The organism is Kribbella polygonati (assembly GCF_050320105.1).
In the GTDB taxonomy this organism is placed as follows: Bacteria; Actinomycetota; Actinomycetes; order Propionibacteriales; family Kribbellaceae; genus Kribbella.
The window spans coordinates 8,556,246-8,579,051 of record NZ_CP190129.1 but is presented as its reverse complement, the minus strand read 5'-3'; the positions used below and the strand labels follow the sequence as shown (position 1 = coordinate 8,579,051).

The window sequence follows — 22,806 nt, the reverse complement described above, 5'->3', positions numbered from 1 at the left end:
TGCGACGCGAATGTTTCAGGCGTGAAACTTAGTGACGGATCATGCGGATCTCCTGGAGGCCGAAGTACGGGTCGTACTTCGACGTGCCGTCGGGCGCGAAGCCGTGGCGCTGGTAGAAGGCGCGCGCCTGGGCGTTGCCCTCGAACACCCAGAGGAACGCGGGCTGCTTGCCGACGGCAACGTCTAGTAGTCGGGTACCGAGGCCGGTCTTCCAGAACGCCCGCCGGGTGTAGATCGCCTCCAGCTCGAACGGGAGCGGCGCGTCGTCGTCACGTCCAGGCCCGGTACCGATGAAGCCGGCGACCCGGTCCTCGACGGGCGCCGACGGGTCCGGGTTCAGCGCGATCCAGCGCTTCCGGCCCTCACCGAGATTGGCGCGCCACCGGGAGGTCCGGCGCTCGATGTCCGACGTACGCTCCAGAAGCTGCTCGGCCGGCACGAGACCGGCGTACGCCTCCCGCCAGCACAGCAGATGACACCACGCGCCCGCCTCGGCGTCGTCGACCGTGGCGGGCCTGATCTCGGGTTGCACTCAGACAGTAAAGACGATCTTGCCGAAGACGTCGCCCTTGTTCATCTTCTCGAAGCCGGTGCGGGCCTCGGCGAGCGGGAGGACGGTGTCGATGTGCGGGGAGATGCCGGCGTTCGCCATGAACTGGACCAGCTCGGCGAGCTCGGTGCGGGTGCCCATCGTGGAGCCCTGGACGCGGAGCTGGAGGAAGAAGATCCGGTTCAGCTCGGCGGACTTCGGCGCCTGGCCGCTGGTCGCGCCGGAGATCACCAGGGTGCCGCCTTGCCTGAGCGACTTCAGCGAGTGCGACCAGGTCGCCTGGCCGACGGTCTCCATCACCGCGTCGACCCGCTCCGGCAGCCGCGCGCCCGACTCGAACGCGTCGTGCGCGCCGATCTCCAGGGCCTTCGCCCGCTTGTTCTCGTCGCGGCTGGTCGCCCAGACGCGGATCCCGGCGGCGCGCGCCAACGTGATCAGCGCGGTCGCGACCCCACCGCCGGCGCCCTGCACGAGCACGGTGTCGCCCGGCTTAAGGCCGGACTGCGTGAAGAGCATGCGGTACGCCGTGAGCCACGCGGTCGGGAGGCATGCCGCCTGCTCGAAGGACAGGCCCGCGGGCTTCGGTACGACGTTGCGTGCGGGTACGGCGACCTTCTGCGCGAGCGTGCCCTGGTACCGCTCGCTGAGGAGCGACCGCTTCGGGTCGAGCGTCTCGTCGCCCTTCCACGCCGGGTCCGAGACGACCGCGTGCACGACAACCTCGTTCCCGTCCGGGTCCACACCCGCCGCGTCACACCCGAGGATCATCGGCAGGTTCTGCTCGGCCAGTCCGACGCCCTTCAACGACCACAGATCGTGGTGATTGAGCGCAGTCGCCCGTACGTCGATCGTCACCCACCCGTCGGGCACACTCGGCTCAGGCCGCTCCCCCACCTCCAGCGCGGCGACCGGGTCCTCGACATCGAACTTCGCAGCATAAGCAGCAAGCATGCGAACCACCCTAGGCCCCCATCCTCCGGCCCTCAGTAACCGACATCACCGCCCCACCCCACCCAAAAGCCCAACGCCTCCGGCGACACCACGAAACCCCACCCCTAACTCGACGCGCCCGAGCCGCACCGCCCGCACCCGGCTGGCGCGAGCCGCACCGCCCGTACCTGGCTCGACGGGCGCGGGGCAGGCCACACCACCCCGCGCCCCACGCCTCGGGCTTGCGGGGGCGTCGCCCGCCGCAGCGTGCTCAGCCCGACCACACCCTCGCCCACCCCCTGACTCGCCCGGCGCGAGCCGCACCGCCCGCGCGGGGCTCGAGGGCGCTGGGGTGCGGGGCGGGCGCGCGGGGCGGGCGCGGGGGCGGGGGACTCGGGGCAGGGCCGCACGGGCCCCGCACCCCGGGTGGGGGGCGGGGCCTGCTGGGCCGGGTTAGGGGCGGGCTACGCCGTCGGTGTGGGCGGCGGCGGCGACCGCGGTGGAGACGGCGGGGGCTACTCGGGGGTCGAAGGGGGACGGGATGATGTAGTCGGGGCGGAGGTCTTCGGGGGTGATCAGGTCGGCCAGGGCGTTGGCGGCGGCGAGTTTCATGCCTTCGGTGATTCGGCTGGCGTTGGCGTCGAAGGCGCCGCGGAAGATGCCGGGGAAGGCCAGCACATTGTTGATCTGGTTGGGGAAGTCCGAGCGGCCGGTGGCGACGACCGCGGCGTGGCGGTGGGCGATGTCGGGGTGGACCTCGGGGTTCGGGTTGGCGAGGGCGAAGATCATCGCGTCGGGCGCCAGTTGCGCGACCGCCTCCTCGGGGACCGTGCCGCCGGAGACCCCGAGGAACAGGTCGGCGCCGACCAGCGCGTCCACCAACCGGCCGGACAGCCCGCCGGTGTTGGTGTCGCGGGCCAGCGACAACTTCACCGGGTTCAGGTCGGAGCGGTCCTCGTGCAGGACCCCCTTGCTGTCGACCACGGCAAGATCGCCGACGCCCGCCTGCAGCAGGATCCGCGCGCACGCGACCCCGGCCGCACCGGCCCCGGAGATCACCACCCGGATGTCCTCGATCGACTTCCCGGTCACCCGGAGCGCGTTCCGGAGCGCCGCGAGTACGACGACCGCCGTACCGTGCTGGTCGTCATGGAACACCGGGATGTCCAGCCGCTCCTTCAGCCGGCGCTCGATCTCGAAGCAGCGCGGCGCGGAGATGTCCTCGAGGTTGATCCCGCCGAACGTCGGCGCCATCCGCGCGACCGTCTCGACGAACTCGTCCACGTCCGTGCAGTCCAGCGCGATCGGCACCGAGTCGACGCCGCCGAACTCCTTGAACAGCAGGGCCTTGCCCTCCATCACCGGCAGCGACGCGGCCGGCCCGATGTCGCCGAGCCCGAGGACGGCGGTGCCGTCGGTGACGACCGCGACCACGTTGGACTTCCAGGTGTAGCGGCGGACCAGCGACGGGTCCTCGGCGATCGCGGTGCAGACCCGCGCGACGCCGGGGGTGTACGCCTTGGACAGGTCGTCGGCGTCGCGGACGTGGATCGACGACGTGACCTCGATCTTGCCGCCGCGGTGCAGCTCGAAGACGGCGTCACCGGCGTACGGATCGGAGGGAACAACGGGCTCAACAGCTTGGGCGACCATGCGGGGACCCTTCGGGAAAGAGCGAGCGGAAACGTGTTGTGTGGGCGTTCGATGAGGGTGCGTCGAACGGCGCCGTTGCCAGGGGGTCACCCGTCTGTCACGAGTAAACCACAGCGCCAACTGGTCTGCTGTGAGGGGCCCCACATCGTCCTGGCGTGTGCCAGGATGCGGGGATTCACAACCCCTGTCGAGGAGAATCCGCGATGAACATCGTCCCCACTCTCCGCAAGCGCCGGGCGCAGGCCGTCGCCTCGGTCGCCGTCCTCGCGCTCGCGCTCACCGCCTGCGGCGGCTCCGGCAGCAGCGGATCCGACGACAAGGCGAAGGCTGCCGGCATCACGCTCGTGAAGCCCGGCAAGCTCACCATCTGCACGCACCTGCCGTACAAGCCCTTCCAGTACAAGGACGGCACCAAGGTCGTCGGCTTCGACGTCGACCTGCTCGACCTGGTCGCCCAGGACCTCGGCGTGCAGTACGACGTGGTGAACATCGAGTGGGCGCAGGTCACCTCGGGCGCCGCGTTCCAGGCGAAGAAGTGCGACATGGGCATGGGCGCGATGACGATCACGCCGGCCCGGCAGGCCGCGATCAGCATCACCGACCCGTACATGGACGCAACCCAGGTGCTGCTGGCGAAGAAGGACTCCGGCATCAAGTCGCTGGCCGACCTGCGCGGCAAGAAGCTCGGCGCGCAGGCCGACACCACCGGCAAGACGTACGCCGACAAGAACGCCCAGGCGAACGGCTACACCGTCATCCCGTTCAACGACCTCGCGCTGCAGGAGAACAACGTGAAGTCGGGCCGGGTCGATGCCGCGATCAACGACAACGGCGTGCTGTACGACTACGTCAAGGACAACCAGGACATGGCCGTGGTCGCCGAGTTCAACACCGGCGAGCAGTACGGCTTCGGCGCGCTCAAGGACGGCAGCGGCCCGAAGCTGGTGGCCAAGTTCAACGAGCTGCTGAAGAAGGCCAAGTCGGACGGCAAGTACGCCGAGATCTACAAGAAGTGGTTCGGGGTTGAGCCGAAGAAGTGAGTACCCCAACCGTTGAACGAAAAGGACTGAGTCCGCGCCGGCGGGCGCAGCGCTCCCGCTGGATCCAGTACGCGATCCTCGTCGTACTGATCGTCGCCGCCGTGTTCGCCGCGAACTGGCACCAGATCGCGAGCGTGTTCTTCCGGCCGTCGTTCATCAGGTCGACGTTCGAGAACGGCGTGCTGCTGGCGCTGGTGAAGACGCTCGAGTACACCGCCGGCGCGTTCGTGATCGGTCTCACCGGTGGCACCCTGCTGGCGTTGATGAAGCTCAGCCAGGTGGCGCCGTACCGCTGGATCGCGACGGCGTACATCGAGTTCTTCCGCGGGCTGCCGGCGATCGTGGTGTTCATCGCGTTCAGCCTGCTGCCACTGGCGTTCCCGGGGCTGACGATCCCGTGGGACCCGTACGGCGTGGTCTGGCTGGCGCTCGGCATCGTCGCGTCGGCGTACATGGCCGAGGTGATCCGGGCCGGCATCCAGGCGGTCCCGAAGGGGCAGGTCGAGGCGGCCCGCTCGCTCGGCATGCCGGCCGGGCTGGCGATGCGGAAGATCGTGCTGCCGCAGGCGTTCCGGATCGTGCTGCCGCCGCTGACCAACGACCTGATCCTGCTGGTCAAGGACTCCTCTTTGGTGTTCATGATCGGCGTCGCCGCGGACGGCTACGAGCTCACCGGCTTCGGCCGGGACCTGGCGAACACGGACTCGAACCTGACGCCGATCGTGGTCTGCGGCTTCTGCTACCTGGTGATCACCCTGCCGCTGGGCATCCTCGCCCGCCGGCTCGAAGCCCGGACTGCGAGGACCCGCTGACATGGCCCTGGTAGAGATCAAGAACCTGCACAAGTCGTTCGGCAGCAACCACGTCCTGCGCGGCATCGACTTCGCCGTCGAGCAGGGCGAGGTCGTGTGCGTGATCGGCCCGTCCGGGTCCGGCAAGTCCACGCTGCTGCGGTGCGTCAACCTGCTGGAGACGCCCCAGGAGGGCCAGGTGATCGTCCGCGGCGAGGACATCACCGACCCGGACTGTCACCTGGACGCCGCCCGGCAGCAGATCGGGATGGTGTTCCAGCAGTTCAACCTGTTCCCGCACCTGTCCGTGCTGGGGAACTGCACCGTTGCCCAGCGCACCGTTCTGAAGCGCGGTGAGGCGGACGCGGACCGGGTCGCCCGCGCGAACCTGGAACGGGTCGGGCTGAGCGACAAGATCGACGCGTACCCGGCCCAGCTGTCCGGCGGTCAGCAGCAGCGGGTGGCGATCGCCCGGGCGCTGTCGATGGACCCGGCGCTGATGCTGTTCGACGAGCCGACGTCCGCGCTCGACCCGGAGCTGGTCGGCGACGTACTGACCGTGATGCGCAAGCTCGCGCTGGACGGTATGACGATGCTGGTCGTCACGCACGAGATGGCGTTCGCCCGCGAGGTCGCGGACCGGGTGGTGTTCATGGACGGCGGCGTGATCGTCGAGCAGGGCCCGCCCGCGGACGTGATCGGCGCCCCGAAGGAGGAGCGCACCCGGACCTTCCTGCGCCGGGTGCTGGACCCGACCCACGTGGAAACCTGAGCGCACTCTCAGTCACGCTGCGTGTCCGGTCGGTCGACGGATACGCAGCGTGGCAGCGGTCAGACTACGAAAAGGTCTCTGTTCCGGGTTGGTCCGTGCGCGGCCCGCGGGGCGTTGTGTCAAGATGCGGACACACGGCACCGGGCCGACCGGTGCCCGGTCTTGGAGGACCAGATGTCTGTCCTGCGGAGGGCGCTGGTACTGTCCGGCGTCCTGGTTCTGGCGGCCGCCGGCTGCGGTTCGAACTCTCTCGAGAACGGCGGCTCGTCGCCGTCGACCGCCCCGTCGAGCGCCCCCTCCAGCGCTCCGTCGAGCAACGGTCCCGACCTGAGCGGTTCGCTGCCGCCGAAGATCAAGGCCGCCAAGAAGATCGTCGTCGGCGTCGACGCGACCTACCGGCCGAACGAGTTCCTGCAGGGCGGTACGACCGTCGTCGGCATGGACGTCGACCTGTTCAACGCGGTGGCGCAGAAGTTCGGCGTCACGGTCGAGTGGCAGCCGGCCACCTTCAGCACGATCATCACCGGCGTCCAGGGCGGCAAGTACGACATGGGCATCTCGTCGTTCACCGTCAACGCCGAGCGGAAGAAGCAGGTCAACATGGTCAGCTACTTCAGCGCCGGCACGCTGTGGGCCGTCAAGAAGGGCAACCCGAAGGGCGTGAACGCCGACGACGCGTGCGGCAAGACCGTCGGAGTGCAGACCGGTACGACGCAGCAGCAGGACGACCTGCCGATCCGGCAGAAGAAGTGCAAGGACGCCGGCAAGCCGGCCATCAACGTGCTGCCGCGGGACAAGCAGGACCAGGCGACCGCGGACCTGGCGTCCGGCAAGACCGACGCGATGCTCGCCGACTCCCCCGTCGTCCTGGACGCGATCAAGCAGACCAACGGCCAGCTCGAGCAGCTCGGCCAGATCTACGACGCGGCGCCGTACGGCTACGTGATCCCGAAGTCGGAGACCGCGTTCGCGCAGGCGATCGTCCAGGCACTGCAGGGGCTGAACACGGACGGCACCTACAAGTCGATCCTGCAGAAGTGGAACAACGACTCGGGCGCCATCACCGACTTCGCTGTGAACCCGTGAGCTGAGTCATGAGTACGGAGACTGAAGCCCGGCCGCAGGACGCCGTCCCGGAGCGGCCGGGCGCGATCGACGCCGTACCGGTGCGGCATCCCGGCCGCTGGGTCGCGATCGCGGTGATCGCGATCCTGGTGGCGATGCTGGTGCACCTGCTGGTGACCAACAGCGCCTTCGACTGGAAGTTCGTCTTCCAGGCGATGAACCAGCAGCCGGTGATCAACGGGTTCCTGAAGGGCACCCTGCTGGTCACCGCGCTGTCGATGATCGTCGGTGTCGGTGGCGGCGTCCTGCTGGCGGTCATGCGGCTGTCGGACAACCCGATCCTGTCGGGTGTCTCGTGGGTGTTCACCTGGTTCTTCCGGAGCATCCCGCGGTACATCCTGCTGTTCACGATGGGCACGCTCGGGATCCTGTTCCCGCAGGGCATCTCGTTCGGGTTCCCGTTCGACTGGAAGCTGATCGGCTGGTTCGGGCTGTCCGGTGACTGGCGGTTCCTGAACCTGGACGCGAACCAGGTGTTCACCGGCCTGGTCGCCGGTGTGATCGGACTCGGGCTGTCCGAGGCGGCGTACATGGCCGAGATCGCCCGGGCCGGGATCATGAGCGTGGACAGGGGCCAGGCCGAGGCCGCCCAGGCGCTCGGGATGAACAGCGGCAAGGTGATGCGCCGGGTCGTGCTGCCGCAGGCGATGCGGGTGATCGTGCCGCCGACCGGCAACGAGACCATCGCGATGCTGAAGGACACCTCGCTGCTGGTCGCGGTGCCGGTGATCGGCGAGCTCTTCTACCAGCTGCAGTCGATCGGCAGCAACTACTACAAGACGTTCCCGATCGCGGTCGCCGCGACCCTGTACTACCTGGCCGCGACGAGCGTGCTGATGGTCGGGCAGTACTTCCTGGAGCGGCACTTCGGCCGCGGGTTCGGGACCACCAAGGCACCGCGTGGCCCCCGGGCCGCGCGCCCGGCCGGGGCGGGAGGTGCCTGATGCCGCTCGTACATGCGGTCAACGTGAGCAAGTCCTTCCACCACAACGAAGTACTGAAGGGCATCGACCTGGACGTCGAGCGCGGGCAGGTGGTCTGCCTGCTCGGCCCGTCCGGGTCCGGGAAGACCACCTTCCTGCGCTGCATCAACCAGCTCGAGACCATCGACGGCGGCCGGATCTGGGTCGACGACGAGCTGATGGGGTACGCCGAACGCGACGGCAAGCTGTACCGCCTGAAGAACAAGGAGATCGCGGCGCAGCGGCGCGAGATCGGGATGGTCTTCCAGCGGTTCAACCTGTTCCCGCACATGACCGCGCTGGAGAACATCGTCGAGGCACCGACGCAGGTCCGCCGGGAAGCGAAGAAGGGTGCCCGGGAGCGGGCGATGAAGCTACTCGACCGGGTCGGTCTCGCGGACCGCTGCGACGCCTACCCGGCGCAGCTGTCGGGTGGTCAGCAGCAGCGGGTGGCGATCGCGCGGGCGCTGGCGATGCAGCCGAAGCTGATGCTGTTCGACGAGCCGACGTCCGCGCTCGACCCGGAGCTGGTCGGCGAGGTGCTCGCGGTGATGCGGGAGCTCGCCCTGGACGGGATGACGATGATCGTGGTGACCCACGAGATGTCGTTCGCCCGGGACGTGGCCGACACCGTGGTCTTCATGGACGGCGGCGTGGTCGTCGAGGCCGGCCCGCCGAAGGACGTGATCGGCAACCCCCAGCACCAGCGCACCCAGGCGTTCCTGACCCGCCTGCGCTCCGAACACGAACACCCGTAGGACGTCTGCTCCCTCGACCGACCCCCGTTCGCCGTGCGTCGAACCCGTTGAGGTTGGATGATGTACGGCGAGTGGGGTCGATACGAGGGAGACGATGTGAGCAGCACCGGAGGAGCCGCCGAGGTTCGCCTGAGCATCCCGGCGGACAGTGCGTACATCGCCGTACCGCGGTCGGTGGTGGGTAACCTCGCGGCCCGTAACGACTTCACGCTGGACGCGATCGACGACCTGCGGATCGCGGTCGACGAGGCGTGCGCGCTGCTGCTGCCGCAGTCCGCGGACGGGGTGCTGGAGTGCGTGTTCCAGATCGCGCCGCCGCAGCTGACGGTGCGGACGAGCGCCGTCGTACCGAACGGCTGGCGCCCGGACACCACGTCGTTCGGCTGGACCGTGCTGACCGCGCTGGTCGAGTCGGCCGCCGCGGAGACCATCGACGGCCGGCTAACGATCACCGTGACGGCCACCGCCTCCGCCACGGAGAGCCTGTGACTGAGGAACAAGCCCAGGAATCGCCTGATCTTCGGACCCGCACCGCCGGTTTCTTCCAGCAGATGGCGGCCGGTTCGCAGGATCCAGGGTATCCGGCCGCGCGCGACGGGCTGGTGGCGCTGCACATGCCGCTGGTGGAGCACCTGGCCCGCCGGTTCCGCAACCGCGGCGAGCCGTACGACGACCTGGTCCAGGTGGCGACGATCGGGCTGATCAAGGCGATCGACCGGTTCGACTCCGACCGTGGGGTGGAGTTCTCGACGTACGCGACGCCGACGATCCTCGGCGAGATCAAGCGGTACTTCCGGGACAAGGGCTGGGCGATCCGGGTGCCGCGGCGGCTGCAGGAGCTGCGGCTGTCGCTGACCGCCGCGACGGCGGAGCTGACCCAGGAGCTCGGCCGGGCGCCGACGGTGGCGGAGCTGTCCGACCGGCTCGGGCTGTCGCCGGACCTGGTGATCGAGGGCCTGGAGTCCGCGAACGCGTACAACACCTTGTCGCTGGACGCTCCCGATCAGAACGAGACCGACGCGACCACGGTGCTGGACGGGCTCGGCGGCGAGGACGAGGCGCTGGAGAGCGTCGAGTACCGGGAGTCCCTGAAGCCGTTGCTGGCCCAGCTGGACACCCGGGAGAAGCGGATCCTGACGCTGCGGTTCTTCCGCGGGATGACGCAGTCGCAGATCGCCGAGGAGATCGGGATCTCGCAGATGCACGTCTCCCGGCTGCTCGCCCGTACCCTCACCGAACTCCGGACGGGCCTGCTCAAGGAGTAGCGCTAGAGAACGTGATCGTTGGAGTCACCAGCGGTCAGTGCCTCGGTGGACGCCTTCTGGAAAACGCACGCCAGGATCACGACGGCGAGTACGGCAAGGCCGGCCGCGATTCCCTTGGATCCGCCGTCCCACAGGCTGTACGCGATCAGCAGCTGGATCAGCTGCGTGAACACCGTCGGCCCGCGGCTCCAGCGCGCGGCCTTCCAGAGACCACGGACGGCGACGAAGACGAGGCCCACGCCGTACACCAGGAAGAAGCCCGTGGTGGTGAGCCCGAGCACCAGGCGAGAGCTGTCGACCGTCAAGGCTTGGGCAATTCCGAGAACGATGAGCACAAGCCCTTCCACAGCGACCACTACCGCCGCTAATTTGAGCGGTCTCGGGACTGCGGCAACTGGGGAGTCGGTCGGCACTTCACCAGCTTAGTGCCGTGATTCGAGGTTGTGCGTAACCAAAAGATGGTTGGAACGGTTACCTGCAGTGAACGGGTACTTGCAGTTGGGCCGCTTCGTCCGATAACCGGATGAAGAGCGCCGTTGTGTGCCAGTACTTAGTGTTAAGGAAGCGTTGTGATCGGAACGACAACTTCATAACCCTTGTTTCGATCCACGAAGATTGGGAACATGGTCTCGTTCGTGAAAGCGTTCACAACACAACGCGGCACCAACCCCCGGAGCCTCGCGAACCGACTACAGCACCGCTGATCGGGCACAGACCTACCCGGCAGCATACGTCAACTACTGAGAGAGATGGGATCCGCCATGGATTGGCGCCACCGGGCCGTATGCCTCGACGAGGACCCGGAACTGTTCTTCCCCATCGGCAACACCGGGCCCGCGATCATGCAGATCGAGGAGGCCAAGCAGGTGTGCCGACGCTGCGACGTGCGTGAGCAGTGCCTGGCATGGGCGCTGGAAGCCGGCCAGGACCACGGTGTGTGGGGCGGCCTGAGCGAGGACGAGCGTCGTGCGCTGAAGCGCCGCAACGCCCGGCAACGCATCCGCACCGCCTGAGCAAGTCCTCTTCGGGGCCCCGCGGAACGCACCGCGGGGCCTTTGTGTTTCTAGTCCCCGACCGGGATGTCCAGGGTGACCTGGGTGCCTGCCTTACCGTCGTGCCGCGGGCCGAACTCCAGGGTCCCGTCGAGCTCACCGATCACCAGGGTGCGGACGATGGACAGGCCGAGATTGCCGGAGAGTTCGGTGTCGAAGTTCGTCGGCAAACCCTTGCCGTCGTCGAGTACGTCGATGTGCAGCCGGCCGAGCGCCCGCTCGGCGACCAGCTCGATCGTCCCGCTCGCCGCGCCGGAGTCCCGGGCCCCGAACGCGTGCTCCACCGAGTTCTGCATCAGCTCGGTCAGCACCATCGCCAACGGCGTCGCGACCTCGGAGTCCAGCACGCCGAACGACCCGGTACGCCGGGTCTCCACCGTGGTCGCGACCGTCGACACGTCCGCGACCATCGCCCCGACCCGGTCCGCGACGTCGTCGAAGTCCACGTGCTCGTCGAACGACTCCGACAGCGTCTCGTGCACGATCGCGATCGACCCGACCCGGCGGACCGCCTCGGCCAGCGCGTCCTGTCCTTCCGGCACCGTGATCCGGCGGGCCTGCATCCGCAGTAACGCGGCGACCGTCTGCAAGTTGTTCTTGACGCGATGATGAATCTCCCGGATGGTCGCCTCCTTGGTGACCAGTTCCCGTTCCCGGCTGCGCAGCTCCGTCACGTCCCGGAGCAGGATCAGCGCCCCGACGTGCTGGCCGTCCGAGCGCAGCGGGATCGCGCGCAGGAACAGCGTCGCGTCGGCGTTCTCGATCTCGATCTCCTTGGCGGCCCGCCCGGTGACCACCGACGCGAGTACGTCGTCGACCTTGTGTCCAGAATGCAGCAACTCCGCGGTGACGTCCTTCAGCCGGGAGCCGACCAGGTCGGTCACCAGCCCCATCCGCCGGTACGCCGACAACGCGTTCGGGCTGGCGAACGTCACCATCCCGTGCCGATCGACCCGGATACAGCCGTCACCGACCCGTGGGGTGGTGGACAGCAGCCGTTCGCCGCCGTACGGGAAGATGCCGTCGGTGATCATCCGGGCCAGGTCCGTCGCGCTCTGCAGGTACGCGATCTCCAGCCGGGACGGGGTCCGGACGCCGAGCAGGTTGGTGTTCCGGGCGATCACCGCGATCACCCGGGAGCCGCGCCGGACCGGGATCGTCTCGACCCGGACCGGTACGTCGTCGCGCCATTCCGGGTCGCCCTCGCGGCAGATCCGGCCGCCGTCGTACGCCTGGTCCAGCAGGTGCCGGCGGCCGCGCGGGATGAAGCTCCCGACGATGTCGTCGAGGTACGCCGTCGGCCCGGTGGTCGGGCGCATCTGCGCGCCGGCCCAGAAGCCCAGCCCCTCGGTGTCGGGAAGCCAGAGCACCAGGTCGGCGAACGACAGGTCGGCGAGCATCTGCCAGTCGGAGACGAGCAGTTGCAGGCGGTCCAGGTCGGCCTGGTCGAGCGTGGTGTGGTTGCGCGCCACATCGGTCAAAGACGGCACGGTCCGATGCTACCGATCGGCTTATACCAGGCTGATTACTGGTCCGCTCGACAAGTTGGCGTGTGTGGGTGTTGATTGAGCAGCGACAGATGAAAGGATGCTCGGGTGGAGTCGACGTACTGGCAGGACGTGATGGCCGCGGACTACGCGGTACCGCACGACCGTACGCTGACCGATCTCACCGAGGAGCTCGTTCGCGGCCTGGCCAGCACCAACCCCCAGGTCCGCGACGCCCTCGCGTACCCGACGCTCGCCACCTGGCTGGAGCGCGGGGTGTACGACGATCTGCTGCCCGGCTTCGGGGACGGCCTGTGCGCCGGCCTGAACTACGGGCTCGGTGAGGACGGTACCGACACGGTCTTCCGCCGCTCGTTCACCGCGCTGACGCTGGCGGAGGTGATCCACCGCGACAACGCCGAGTTCCTGGTGCACGACGAGGTGGTGATGCGCTGGGGCGACCGGCTGGCGACCTGGCTGCTGCGCGAGCGGGACCTGCGCGGCTACGTGCAGGACTGCGGGTGGGCGCATGCCGTTGCCCACGGCGCCGACGCGATCGGCGCGCTGGCCCGGTCCCGGCACTGCGACGCGGGCGTGCTGCGGGCGCTGCTCGACGTACTCGCGGACCGGATCGTGAAGGACACGCCGTACCGCTGGGTGCACGAGGAGCACGACCGGGTGGCGCACGCGGTGATGACGGTCCTGCACCGGAACATGCTGTCCAGCGACGAGCTCGAGCGTTGGCTGAAGCCGATCGCGGCGACCGCGGGGCAGCAGCCGTTGATGCACGAGACGCTCCCGGAGTGGCCGTCGCCGAACGTGTTCAACGCCCGCGGCGTCCTGCACGTCCTGCTCAGCCAGCTCGCGATCGGCGTGAAGGGCTTCCCGATCCCCGGTGACGACGAGCTGTTCGGCCGGCCGATCGAGGCCCGCGCGGACATGCTGCTGATGCTGACCGAAGCGGTGCAGGCCTCGCAGCCGTACATCTACCGGCCCGCGACGACCTCCTAGGGCCGCAGCGCGACCGTCGCGACGACGGCCCGGTGGTCGGTGCCGCGGATCGGGTACGTCGCGAAGTGCCCGGGCTCGAACTGGCGCGTCACCACCACGTGATCGATCTGCGTCCGCAGTACGGCGGGCTGGTCCGCGGGCCAGGTGCCCTGCAGCCCGCCGCCGACCGACGGGCCGACGCTGCGGCAGTAACCGCCCAGCGCGGACCGGAAGTCCGCGTGGTCGACGGTCGCGTTGTAGTCGCCCGCGATCACCGTCGGCGGGTCCTGCGAGCACCACTCGCGGACCTTCAGGAGGTCGTGCGCCCAGGTCGTCACGGCGTCCGGCAGCGGCGGGTAGCCGTGGTAGGCGATCAGCCGGATGTCCCCCAGGTTCCCACCCGTCACGACGATGTTCCCGAACGTCGTACCGGTCTCGGACGCGAACGCCACGTCGCCGAGCGCCGGTGCCACCAGCACGCTCGTCGCGCTCGGCGCGGCACTGCTCGTCTGGTCGGTGTATCCCTTGTACTGCTGGTCCGGCAGCAACGCGCGGATCTGCTCGCGGACGTCGGCCCGTGCCTCGGGCAACGACACCAGATCGGGCTTCTCGTCCCGGATCAGCTGCGCCACGTCCGCGGCCCGGGCACCGCCGCCGAAGACGTTCGCGACCATGATCGTCAGCACCCGCGCCCCGGCCGGCGCCGGCCGCGCGGACGAGAACTGCCGCGGCGCGGTGATCGCCGCGCCGATCAGCGCCAGTACGCCGATCAACGCCGCCGCGATCCGCCAGCCCCGTCGTACCAGCATCAGCAGGGCCAGCACGAACACGATCACCAGGGCCTGCGGGCGGAACGCCGCGACCTGCGTGAACGGGGTCAGCTCGTCGAGCCCGAACAGCTCCGGGAACAGCGGCATGGCAACGACGACGAGGAACAGCACGGACAGCACGAGCCGCCGTACGAACCATGCCTTTTCGTTACCCATGCACCCACCCGATGGTCTGGTCGCTTGTCCGGACGAACGGTAGCGTGCTCCGTTGCGCCTGTATGTCCCTCCGAGGAGGTTTGCAGTGTCCCGATTGTCCGCGATCAGACCCGCGTACTGGATCTCCGGTGTGCTCCTGGTGGTGGCTGTCGTCGTACCGCTCCTGGTGCCGACGTACGCCAAGAAGGACCCGCACCTGTGGGGTTTCCCGTTCTTCTACTGGTACCAACTGCTCTGGGTCTTCCTGTCCGCGATCCTGGTCAGCATCAGTTACCGCCTGCTCCGCGCCGAGGAGCGCCGGCGCCGGGCCGAGCAGGGCCTGGGCGACCCGGACAAGGACGGTGACCAGTGAACACCAAGGTCGACTGGGTGCAACTGATCATCGTCGTGGTGATCTTCGCCGGCGTCACCGCGATGGGCTTCATGGCGGCCCGCTGGCGCCGTACCGGCCACCTCGACAACCTCGACGAGTGGGGGCTGGGCGGCCGCGGGTTCGGTACGTTCATCACCTGGTTCCTGCTCGGCGGCGACCTGTACACGGCGTACACGTTCATCGCCGTACCGGCCGCGATGTACGCCACCGGTGCGATCAGCGGGTTCTTCGCAGTGCCGTACACCATCGTCGCGTACCCGATCGTGTTCATCTTCATGGCCCGGTTGTGGTCGGTCTCGCACCGGCACGGGTACGTGACGCCCGCCGACTTCGTGCAGGGACGGTACGGGAGCAAGCTGCTCTCGCTGGCGGTCGCCGTCACCGGCATCCTCGCGCTGATGCCGTACATCGCCTTGCAGCTGGTCGGTATGCAGGCCGTCTTCGAGACGATGGGCCTCGGCGGCAACAACACGCTGGCCAAGGACCTCCCGCTGCTGATCGCGTTCGCCGTACTCGCGGCGTACACGTACTCCTCGGGTCTGCGGGCGCCGGCGATGATCGCGTTCGTCAAGGACTTCCTGATCTACGTGGTGATCCTGGTCGCGATCTTCTACCTGCCGCACGTGCTCGGCGGCTGGGACGGGATCTTCCACGCGGCGCAGGAGAAGATGGCCAAGCCGAACCCGGTGACCGGCAAGCCGACCGGGTCGTTCATCCCGGCCGACGCGGGCTACGTGTCCTACTGGACGCTCGGCCTCGGTTCCGCGATGGCGCTGTTCATGTACCCGCACTCGGTGACCGCGGTGCTGTCCACCAAGACGCGGAACGTCGTACGGCGCAACGCCGCCATCCTCCCGGCGTACTCGCTGCTCCTCGGGCTGCTCGCCCTGCTCGGCTTCATGGCGATCAAGGCGAACGTGAACGTGAAGGGCCTCGACGGCCTGGCCAACCCGCAGCTGGCGATCCCGCGGCTGTTCGACCAGGAGTTCCCGTCCTGGTTCGCGGGCATCGCGTTCGCGGCGATCGCGGTCGGCGCGCTGGTGCCGGCGGCGATCATGTCGATCGCGGCGGCCAACCTGTTCACCCGCAACATCTACCGCGCGTTCATCAAGCCCGAGGCCACCCCGGCGCAGGAAGCCAAGGTGTCCAAGCTCGCGTCCCTCCTGGTGAAGGTCGGCGCGCTGGTGTTCGTGCTCGGGATGGACAAGACGATCGCGCTGAACCTGCAGCTGCTCGGCGGGATCTGGATCCTGCAGACCTTCCCGGCGATCGTGGTCGGGCTGTACACCCGCTGGTTCCACAAGTGGGCGCTGCTGGCCGGCTGGGCGGTGGCGATGGTGTTCGGGACGATCTCGGCGTACAACGTGGTGAACCCGGCGACCAAGAAGCACTTCGGCGGATCGCTGGCGAAGATCCCGTTCACCGACACGCAGGCGTACATCGCGCTGACCGCGTTCGTGATCAACGTGATCGTGGTCGTGGTGCTGACGTTCGTACTGCGGGCCCTGAAGGTCGCGGACGGGCAGGACACCACGCATCCCACGGACTACACCGCGGACCGGGGCGACCCCGGTGTCGCCGAGGTGATCGAACCCGCCAAGTCGTGAGCGACGGTGACGGCAGCTTCGGCTGCCGTCACCATTTGCGGCTGAATCGACACGCTGCGGGGTCAGCTTGCCCGGTTTCGGGCCGCTGATTCGGCAGAATCACACCCGTGCTGCTGGTCCTCCTCGTCATGGTGCTCGCGTGCGGGGCGGCACTCGCGACCGGCGGCCGCTTCGGCAACCTGGCCGGCAACACGCTGACCGGCATCCACTGGCTCGCCGCGGCGGCGATCGGCCAACTGCTCGGCTCGCTCTTCGGCGGCGCGGCGTACCCGATCGGGCTGATCGGATCCGCGATCTGCATCGCGGTCTTCCTCCGCCTGAACCTGCGCCACCCCGGCGTCGGCCTGCTGGCGCTGGGCTTCTTCAGCAACGCCGTCGTCGTCGCACTGAACGGCGCGATGCCCGTCTCCCTGCGTGCTCTCGAACGTGCCGGAGTCGGCAACGCGGTGATCACCGACGCCCGCCACGAGCTCGCCGGTTCGTCGACCCGCCTGCCCTGGCTGGGAGACGTCGTACCCGTGGCGCTCCCCGGACTGGGTCAGGCGATCAGCCCCGGCGACGTACTCATCGCCGCCGGCGCCGGCCTCCTCCTGTACGCCGGCATGGGCGCCAACGGCCACGTCCCCGCCACCACCGCCCCGATCTGGGACACCCTGGAACCCTGCGCCGGCACCCCCGCCCTCCTCCACCTCTCCCCCAAAGCCAACCGAGAACTCTCCTCCCAAACCGAGCCTCACCACGAGCCCCCGCCGGCAACAGAAGCCGGCCGCGAGCGATCGTCAGAAGCGGAAGCCGCGCCCGACCACGCGCCGGAGTGACTCCACGACGACCGGGTCGTACTCCGCCCCGATCCCCAGCCCGATCGACTCCATCGCCTTGTCCGGCGACTGCCCCGAGCCTTCCCCCACCAGCTGCTCGTACGCCAGCGCGACGTTCACGATCCCGCTCTCCACCGGAATCGACGAGTCGTTCGCCCGCCCGTGCCGGTACGGATCGTTGGAGTGCCGCACGATCTCGGCCACATGGTCCAGCACCCCGGACCGCTCGATCACCGCCGCCCCGATCTCCGCCGCCCGCTGCCGCTCCTCCCGCGTCCGCAACAACGAAGCCCCACCAGGACTCGGATCCGCCAACGCCAACTGCCCCACCCCGGACAGCAGCGCCGCATACTCCAACGCCTCCATCCGCCCCGGCGTCAACCCCAGATCGTTCCCGATCGCCACCGCCAACGCCGCCGTCCGCGCGTTCTGCCCCGGACTACTGAACCCCGCAATCTCCGTACTCCGAGCCATCGACCGCACCGTAGTCCGATAAGTCCGCTGCGCCGACGAGTACCTCCTGAAGGCGAACTGCGTGAATAGCAGCGGTACCAGCACCAGAGGCGGGGCCCAGAGTCCGACGATCGACGTCCCTGCCGCGAGCAGCATGCCGCTGATCGCCATGGCCATCCCGATCCGTGCGGTCACGCCCAACTCGTCCCGCAACGCCGCGGGGAACGGCTTGCTGTATCGCTCGGTGACCTGGCCGGCTCCGACGACGGCGTCGAGCCCAGCAGCCGACGAGACCGCGAGCAACATCGCTCCGCCCAGCGGCAAGGCATGCGCCACCGAGCCGTCCCAGGCAAGGTCATTGGGCACGATAGCGGCGAAGACCACCGCCGCCGCACCGACAGACAGCAGGCGGCGGCAAGAGACGACGGCATCCCACCACAAACCGGCAATGATCCGTGGGAGCACACCGATCGCTGTTGCGATCGTCGTCACCGCCACGATCTGCGCCACCTCAGGCGGGACCGGAACGTCAGGTCCGCGTAGCAGGCAATAGCCCAGAGCCGCGCTGGTCGCGATCGGTGCCCGGTTACGGCTCCGGTCGACCCGGAACTGCACCATCTCACCGACCGCGATCAGCACCCCGAAGGTCAGCGCGAACGGCCACCCGGTGACGCCGCGGTGCGCAGTCATCCCGGTACTCACCACGCCGAGCACAGCTCCCGCGACGAGGATCACCACCCCGCTGCCGAAGCCCTCGGGCTCGTGCCCTTCAGCTTTGGTGGACGCTCTCATACCGGCCCGGCCGCCGACCCACTGGCACCGCCTCCGGTGCCGAGGCTGAGGTCGTCGTGGTCGATGGGGGTCTCGAGTTCGCCGTTCGGCGCCGGCTGCTCGGCTGCCGCCGGCTTCCAGCCTTCCCGCTCGACGATCTCGACGAACGCGTCCACCAGTTCGGGGTCGAAGTGCGTATTGCGGTCCTGCACGAGGATCGCGATCGTCTCGGCCACAGTGCGCGCCGGACGGTACGACCGGGTCGACGTCAGCGAGTCGAACGCGTCGACGATGCCGATGATCCTCGCGAAGTACGGAATGTTGGTGCCACTGAGCCCGGCGGGATATCCCGTTCCGTCGTACTTCTCGTGATGATGGAGGACCGCGGACTTGACCTCCTCGAGGAAGGGGATGTTCCCGATCAACTCGACACCGCGCGCGGGGTGCAACCTGATCGCATCCATTTCGGAGTCGTCCAGCCGTCCCGCCTTCCGGATGATGCTGGTCGGAACGCCGACCTTGCCGACATCGTGCAGCAGACCTGCGTGTTCCAACGCCTGCTGCCGATCGCTCGGCAACTGCAGCTGGCGGCCCAGCATGCCGACGCCTTCGCTCACCCGCTCGGAATGGCCACGGGTGTACAGGTCCTTGGTCTCGATGACCTGGATGAAGGCGCGCAAGGCCGCCGCCTGTGCCTTCCGCTCGGCCTCGTATTGCGAGAGGGCCCAGCGGGCGACCAGAAGCGGCCCGAGGATCAGCACCCCGGCGAGAATGTTCAGTCCACCGATCCAGATCACACCCATCGACAGGCCGAGCAGTCCGTAGCCGAGGACCGGGATCGCGGTCGACCGGACGACATACCGGAGAAATTCCTTCACACCACTCGGGCCACGTTCGAGGCCGAGCACCATGGAGATCAGGAGTGCATTCACCACCTGCAGCGCGATACTTGCCATGGTCGTCGCCACGATCGCGGCTGGGATCCGGTCCAACGCTGCTGTCCCCACCGGGCCGCCCAGCGCGGCATAGGCAACTGCACCGCCCGCGGCTGACAGCACCCGCTGCGCGCTGTTGAAGATGCGCTTGATCGCCGGAGCGGGAGCTTGAACCAGGGATCCGGCGGCTGCAACCACCACGGCCGCCTCAGGTCCCGCGATGACATACACCGCGACGAGCACGACGGAGACCAACTCGATCTGTCGTTGCGTATGTACGGAACGCAGCGAACTGGCGACGAGGGCGACCATGCACAGCCCAGCGACTACGAGAGGCGAGCGAGTCGCATGGATCGCCCAAACCAGGGCGATGATGGCAACGACCGTTGTCACCGAGACAACAAGCCGCAGCGTCCTAACCCGCGGGCGCCACGTCATCCCATGCCCTCCACGAGAGAAGGTTCACCAGTCCCAGACGTCGCCGGTCATAATACGTCACCTCCGATCAGCGGTCGCGGTCTTACGTCTGGTGATCACCGGACGTAAGGGGGCAGACAGCTCTTCGCTGACTCGTCTGAATTTTGCTCATCAGGCCCGCGCCGAAACACTGTAAGCCCAACCGTGACCCGCCGGAGGACGTGAGGAACTCGGCGTGATATGAGAGACTGTGACTCTTTGCAGTTGTTTCAAGGAGGCTTAGGAATGGGAAAGACCGGCCGGAAGCGCCGTGCACGCAAGAAGAAGGGCGCCAACCACGGCAAGCGCCCCAACGCCTGAACGTAAGGCGGCTACAGACAGCGAGGACCTCGGAGAAATCCGGGGTCTTTGCGATTTGGTCACAGGTTTACACCAGACCAGCTAATCAGAGGTCCTGTATTCGGAGAGTCTTCAGCCGCATACTGAATGCGATCTTTCAAACGATCGTTGGATCTTCGGTGCTCCCTGTGGACAACCGCCAGCACGCGGTGGCGGATCCCCCCTAGAGTTAGCTCCGGAAGTTTCCGGTACTGACCGATATCAAGGAGGGTGGGAGTGAACGAGCCGGCTACGCCGACCCTGAGCGAGCTGCTCCGTACCTTCCGTACCCGCGCCGGCCTCACCCAGGCCGCCCTCGCCGAAAGCGCCGGCCTCAGCGAGCAGGCCATCAGCGTCCTCGAACGCGGCACCCGCAGCCGCCCGCGCGCCGACACCGTCCGCGCCCTCGTCCAGGCGCTCGCCCTCACACCCACCGAAGCCGACCAGTTCCGCACCGTTGCCCGCGGCAAGCTCGGCACTCCGCGCACGCCGCCGAAGGACCCCGCGACCGACCAGGCGCCGACGCCGTGGCAGCTGCCGCCCGCCGCCCCGGACTTCACCGGCCGCGCCGCGCAGGTCGACGCAATCCTTTCTGTACTTCGGGATCCGTCGTCCGTCGGGCTCGTCACGATCACCGGGATGGGCGGCATCGGCAAGACCACGCTCGCCGTCCACGCCGCCCACAAACTGGCCGGCAGCTACCCGGACGGCCACCTCTACCTGAACCTCCGCGGCTACGGCCCCGGCGAGCCGATGACGCCGACGGACGCCCAGCGTCACCTGCTGCGCTCGCTCGGTTCCGACGTGGCCTCGATCCCGGACAACGTCGACGAGGCAACGGCCTTGCTGCGCAGCCAGCTGGCCGGCCGGCGCGTGCTCATGCTGCTCGACAACGCGGCGGACATCACCCAGGTGCTGCCATTACTGCCAGGGCACGCGGGCTCGTCGGCGATCATCACCAGCCGGGGTTCGTTCGCGAATCTCCCGGGTGCCCGGCAGATCCTCCTCGACGCCCTCTCGGAGTCGGAGTCGGTCGACCTGCTCGCCGGCGTGATCGGCCAGACCAGGGTCGTCGCGGAGCCCGACGCCACCCAGGTCCTCGCCAGGTACGCCGGCCGGCTGCCGCTGGCGATCCGCCTGGTCGGCGGCCGGCTCGCGACCCGTCCGACGTGGCCGATCCAGCACTTCGTCGACCTGCTGAAGGACGAGGAACGCCGCCTCGACAGCCTCGGCTCCGACGAAACCGGCGTACGCGCCAGCATCGCCAGCTCCGTACACTTCCTCGAAAACAGCGACCGCGACCTCGACCGCCAGGCCGCCGCCGCCCTGCCCTGGCTGGCGATTCCGGACGGCTCAGACATCACCACCGGCGTCGCTGCCGCGCTCCTCAAGGTTCCCCTCGGCCAGGCTGGGTCCATCGTCGAACGCCTGGTCGACCTGAATCTGCTGGAGTCTCTGGCCCCCGCGCGCTACCGCTTCCACGACCTCATTCGCGCGTACGGCCGGGAGATCGCCGAGCGAGACGGGACACCGGCCCAGCGTGACGAAGCGATGGACCGGGTCCTGCGGTACTACGTCGAGGCAGGCTGGGCAGCACAAGCCTTCACGCACCCGACCAGCCCACGGCTGCCGTTGGCGACTGTTGGAGTCAGTGGGCTGCTTCCGACCTTCAGCCGCCGGGGACTTGCCCTGAGCTGGCTGGACGCGGAGCAGCGCAATGTGATGGACCGCTACCGGCAGATCCGTCAGTCGGGTCGCGGGGACGGTGCATTGCTGGCCGAGCTGCCGCTTGCGCTGTTCGGCTATCTCGAGTCCCGAAGACGTTGGCAAGAGATGCGCGAGCTGGGTACCGGCGCCACAGAACTCGCCCGGCAGCACGGCCGGCCCGCGGTGGCTGCTTGGCTGCAGCACGACAGTGCCATCCCGGACGCCGAGAACGGTGCCGTCGGCGCGGCGATCGCAACCATCCAGGTCGCCCTGCGGATGTTCGCCGGGATCGACGATCTCTTCGGTCAGGCTCGGTGCTGCTCGTCCCTTGCCTATCTGCTCGGCATGGAAGGACAGATCGGCGACGCGCTGGCGTACGGGAGGATCGCCCTCTCGCTGAGCCGAACGATTCATGACTCGACGCTGGAGGGAGTAGCACTGATCGCCGTCGGCAGCCTCTACGACCGCACCGGAGACTTCGACCGGGCGGACGAGGCCTTCGCCCAAGGCATCGCGTTGGCCGAGCGGGCAGGTGATACCCGAGCAGCCTTCAAACGGTACGCCAATGCAGCCTTCGCCCATGTGCAGGTCGGGCGGTACCAGGAGGCAGTAGAAGCGGGTCTCGCCGGCCTGGCCCTTGTCGAGCAGGCGGGCGACGCGACCTTTCAGGCCGAGGCACACCATCTTCTCGCGATCGCACACGCCGGCCACGGAGACTTCGGCAACGCCGTCAACCACGTTCAAGCCGGCCTGCAGACCACGCTGATCACTCACGATCTCGAGCGAGAAGGGCGTCTGTACGTCGAACTGGCGAGAATCGACGCCGCACAGAACAACGCTGCCTCGGCAATCGAGCATCTGAACAAGGCCGCCACGCTGCTTCAGAACTCACCCAAGGTTTACCTGGCAGATGCGCGCCGGCTGCTTGAAAAACTCCACCGCGGAGATACCGCGGACTACGAGATCACAACCTTCGCCATCTGACC

23 protein-coding genes are annotated in these 22,806 nt (G+C 68.3%); 15 read left to right on the top strand and 8 right to left on the bottom strand.

What is annotated here, in order from left to right:
- Nucleotides 1–28 precede the first annotated feature (28 nt).
- The 3 genes from ACQHIV_RS41370 to ACQHIV_RS41360 form a co-directional block, all read right to left on the bottom strand.
- Nucleotides 29–532 carry an N-acetyltransferase family protein gene (locus tag ACQHIV_RS41370; protein ID WP_427890119.1) on the bottom strand — a complete coding sequence of 168 codons (504 nt, stop codon included), beginning with the start codon at nucleotides 530–532 and terminating at the stop codon, nucleotides 29–31.
- The gene (locus tag ACQHIV_RS41365) at nucleotides 533–1,501 is read right to left on the bottom strand and encodes a zinc-binding dehydrogenase (protein WP_427890117.1); all 969 of its coding nucleotides are present in this window, start codon (nucleotides 1,499–1,501) and stop codon (nucleotides 533–535) included. It abuts the gene before it with no gap.
- A 432-nt stretch (nucleotides 1,502–1,933) separates the two neighbouring features.
- On the bottom strand, nucleotides 1,934–3,133 hold the full coding sequence (locus ACQHIV_RS41360; RefSeq protein WP_427890115.1) for an NAD(P)-dependent malic enzyme: 1,200 nt from the start codon (nucleotides 3,131–3,133) through the stop codon (nucleotides 1,934–1,936).
- A 203-nt stretch (nucleotides 3,134–3,336) separates the two neighbouring features.
- Here ACQHIV_RS41360 and ACQHIV_RS41355 point away from each other — a divergent pair, with 203 nt between their 5' ends.
- From ACQHIV_RS41355 to ACQHIV_RS41320, 8 genes are all read left to right on the top strand, one after another.
- On the top strand, nucleotides 3,337–4,173 hold the full coding sequence (locus tag ACQHIV_RS41355; RefSeq protein WP_427890113.1) for an ABC transporter substrate-binding protein: 837 nt from the start codon (nucleotides 3,337–3,339) through the stop codon (nucleotides 4,171–4,173).
- Nucleotides 4,170–4,985, top strand: coding sequence for an amino acid ABC transporter permease (locus ACQHIV_RS41350; RefSeq protein ID WP_427890111.1), 816 nt, complete (start codon nucleotides 4,170–4,172; stop codon nucleotides 4,983–4,985). The genes ACQHIV_RS41355 and ACQHIV_RS41350 overlap by 4 nt, the downstream gene beginning before the upstream one ends.
- Nucleotide 4,986: 1 nt before the next feature.
- Nucleotides 4,987–5,736, top strand: a complete 750-nt coding sequence (locus ACQHIV_RS41345; protein ID WP_427890110.1) for an amino acid ABC transporter ATP-binding protein — start codon at nucleotides 4,987–4,989, stop codon at nucleotides 5,734–5,736.
- Nucleotides 5,737–5,910: 174 nt separating this feature from the next.
- Nucleotides 5,911–6,822 carry an ABC transporter substrate-binding protein gene (locus tag ACQHIV_RS41340; protein WP_427890108.1) on the top strand — a complete coding sequence of 304 codons (912 nt, stop codon included), beginning with the start codon at nucleotides 5,911–5,913 and terminating at the stop codon, nucleotides 6,820–6,822.
- Nucleotides 6,823–6,830: 8 nt separating this feature from the next.
- Nucleotides 6,831–7,805 (top strand): amino acid ABC transporter permease, encoded by a 975-nt coding sequence (locus ACQHIV_RS41335; RefSeq protein ID WP_427890106.1) that lies wholly within the window; start codon nucleotides 6,831–6,833, stop codon nucleotides 7,803–7,805.
- Complete coding sequence (locus ACQHIV_RS41330) at nucleotides 7,805–8,581, top strand: amino acid ABC transporter ATP-binding protein (RefSeq protein WP_427890104.1); 777 nt, start codon at nucleotides 7,805–7,807, stop codon at nucleotides 8,579–8,581. Before ACQHIV_RS41335 ends, ACQHIV_RS41330 begins: the two co-directional genes overlap by 1 nt.
- A gap of 96 nt (nucleotides 8,582–8,677) precedes the next feature.
- Nucleotides 8,678–9,070 (top strand): ATP-binding protein, encoded by a 393-nt coding sequence (locus ACQHIV_RS41325; protein WP_380194511.1) that lies wholly within the window; start codon nucleotides 8,678–8,680, stop codon nucleotides 9,068–9,070.
- Complete coding sequence (locus ACQHIV_RS41320; RefSeq protein ID WP_427890102.1) at nucleotides 9,067–9,846, top strand: RNA polymerase sigma factor SigF; 780 nt, start codon at nucleotides 9,067–9,069, stop codon at nucleotides 9,844–9,846. The genes ACQHIV_RS41325 and ACQHIV_RS41320 overlap by 4 nt, the downstream gene beginning before the upstream one ends.
- Nucleotides 9,847–9,848: 2 nt before the next feature.
- On the opposite strand, the gene ACQHIV_RS41315 is transcribed toward ACQHIV_RS41320, so the two are convergent.
- The gene (locus ACQHIV_RS41315; RefSeq protein WP_427890100.1) at nucleotides 9,849–10,181 is read right to left on the bottom strand and encodes a hypothetical protein; all 333 of its coding nucleotides are present in this window, start codon (nucleotides 10,179–10,181) and stop codon (nucleotides 9,849–9,851) included.
- A 426-nt stretch (nucleotides 10,182–10,607) separates the two neighbouring features.
- Between ACQHIV_RS41315 and ACQHIV_RS41310 the strand changes: the two genes are divergently transcribed.
- Entirely contained in the window at nucleotides 10,608–10,859 is a 252-nt protein-coding gene (locus ACQHIV_RS41310; protein WP_130383822.1) for a WhiB family transcriptional regulator, read from the top strand.
- Between the two features lie 50 nt (nucleotides 10,860–10,909).
- On the opposite strand, the gene ACQHIV_RS41305 is transcribed toward ACQHIV_RS41310, so the two are convergent.
- Nucleotides 10,910–12,388: a sensor histidine kinase gene (locus ACQHIV_RS41305; protein ID WP_427890097.1), complete on the bottom strand. Its 1,479-nt coding sequence runs from the start codon at nucleotides 12,386–12,388 to the stop codon at nucleotides 10,910–10,912.
- A gap of 105 nt (nucleotides 12,389–12,493) precedes the next feature.
- Here ACQHIV_RS41305 and ACQHIV_RS41300 point away from each other — a divergent pair, with 105 nt between their 5' ends.
- Nucleotides 12,494–13,396 carry a DUF2785 domain-containing protein gene (locus ACQHIV_RS41300; RefSeq protein ID WP_427890095.1) on the top strand — a complete coding sequence of 301 codons (903 nt, stop codon included), beginning with the start codon at nucleotides 12,494–12,496 and terminating at the stop codon, nucleotides 13,394–13,396.
- Here the strand turns inward: ACQHIV_RS41300 and ACQHIV_RS41295 are convergent.
- Nucleotides 13,393–14,361, bottom strand: coding sequence for an endonuclease/exonuclease/phosphatase family protein (locus ACQHIV_RS41295; protein ID WP_427890094.1), 969 nt, complete (start codon nucleotides 14,359–14,361; stop codon nucleotides 13,393–13,395). The genes ACQHIV_RS41300 and ACQHIV_RS41295 overlap by 4 nt on opposite strands.
- 85 nt (nucleotides 14,362–14,446) lie before the next feature.
- On the opposite strand from ACQHIV_RS41295, the gene ACQHIV_RS41290 reads away from it, so the two are divergent.
- The 3 genes from ACQHIV_RS41290 to ACQHIV_RS41280 all read left to right on the top strand — a co-directional run bounded on the left by ACQHIV_RS41290 (nucleotide 14,447) and on the right by ACQHIV_RS41280 (nucleotide 17,159).
- Nucleotides 14,447–14,713: a DUF3311 domain-containing protein gene (locus ACQHIV_RS41290; RefSeq protein ID WP_380194502.1), complete on the top strand. Its 267-nt coding sequence runs from the start codon at nucleotides 14,447–14,449 to the stop codon at nucleotides 14,711–14,713.
- Nucleotides 14,710–16,341, top strand: coding sequence for a monocarboxylate uptake permease MctP (mctP, locus tag ACQHIV_RS41285; protein WP_427890092.1), 1,632 nt, complete (start codon nucleotides 14,710–14,712; stop codon nucleotides 16,339–16,341). Before ACQHIV_RS41290 ends, mctP begins: the two co-directional genes overlap by 4 nt.
- 107 nt (nucleotides 16,342–16,448) lie before the next feature.
- Nucleotides 16,449–17,159 (top strand): DUF5317 domain-containing protein, encoded by a 711-nt coding sequence (locus tag ACQHIV_RS41280; RefSeq protein WP_427890090.1) that lies wholly within the window; start codon nucleotides 16,449–16,451, stop codon nucleotides 17,157–17,159.
- On the opposite strand, the gene ACQHIV_RS41275 is transcribed toward ACQHIV_RS41280, so the two are convergent.
- On the bottom strand, nucleotides 17,121–18,404 hold the full coding sequence (locus ACQHIV_RS41275; protein WP_427890088.1) for an HD-GYP domain-containing protein: 1,284 nt from the start codon (nucleotides 18,402–18,404) through the stop codon (nucleotides 17,121–17,123). The two genes, ACQHIV_RS41280 and ACQHIV_RS41275, sit on opposite strands and share 39 nt — an antisense overlap.
- Nucleotides 18,401–19,711, bottom strand: coding sequence for an HD-GYP domain-containing protein (locus ACQHIV_RS41270; protein ID WP_427890086.1), 1,311 nt, complete (start codon nucleotides 19,709–19,711; stop codon nucleotides 18,401–18,403). Before ACQHIV_RS41270 ends, ACQHIV_RS41275 begins: the two co-directional genes overlap by 4 nt.
- A 309-nt stretch (nucleotides 19,712–20,020) precedes the next feature.
- On the opposite strand from ACQHIV_RS41270, the gene ACQHIV_RS41265 reads away from it, so the two are divergent.
- Entirely contained in the window at nucleotides 20,021–20,095 is a 75-nt protein-coding gene (locus tag ACQHIV_RS41265; RefSeq protein WP_369759046.1) for a 50S ribosomal protein bL37, read from the top strand.
- A 255-nt stretch (nucleotides 20,096–20,350) separates the two neighbouring features.
- Entirely contained in the window at nucleotides 20,351–22,804 is a 2,454-nt protein-coding gene (locus ACQHIV_RS41260) for an ATP-binding protein (protein ID WP_427890085.1), read from the top strand.
- Nucleotides 22,805–22,806 lie beyond the last annotated feature (2 nt).

Bases quoted from the DNA above. Each gene is read 5' to 3' on its own strand.
- ACQHIV_RS41345 (WP_427890110.1), top strand. From the start codon at position 4,987: ATGGCCCTGGTAGAGATCAAGAACCTGCACAAGTCGTTCGGCAGCAAC.
- ACQHIV_RS41360 (WP_427890115.1), bottom strand. From the start codon at position 3,133: ATGGTCGCCCAAGCTGTTGAGCCCGTTGTTCCCTCCGATCCGTACGCC.
- ACQHIV_RS41365 (WP_427890117.1), bottom strand. From the start codon at position 1,501: ATGCTTGCTGCTTATGCTGCGAAGTTCGATGTCGAGGACCCGGTCGCC.
- ACQHIV_RS41330 (WP_427890104.1), top strand. From the start codon at position 7,805: ATGCCGCTCGTACATGCGGTCAACGTGAGCAAGTCCTTCCACCACAAC.
- ACQHIV_RS41310 (WP_130383822.1), top strand. From the start codon at position 10,608: ATGGATTGGCGCCACCGGGCCGTATGCCTCGACGAGGACCCGGAACTG.
- ACQHIV_RS41295 (WP_427890094.1), bottom strand. From the start codon at position 14,361: ATGGGTAACGAAAAGGCATGGTTCGTACGGCGGCTCGTGCTGTCCGTG.
- ACQHIV_RS41355 (WP_427890113.1), top strand. From the start codon at position 3,337: ATGAACATCGTCCCCACTCTCCGCAAGCGCCGGGCGCAGGCCGTCGCC.
- ACQHIV_RS41335 (WP_427890106.1), top strand. From the start codon at position 6,831: ATGAGTACGGAGACTGAAGCCCGGCCGCAGGACGCCGTCCCGGAGCGG.
- ACQHIV_RS41275 (WP_427890088.1), bottom strand. From the start codon at position 18,404: ATGAGAGCGTCCACCAAAGCTGAAGGGCACGAGCCCGAGGGCTTCGGC.
- ACQHIV_RS41340 (WP_427890108.1), top strand. From the start codon at position 5,911: ATGTCTGTCCTGCGGAGGGCGCTGGTACTGTCCGGCGTCCTGGTTCTG.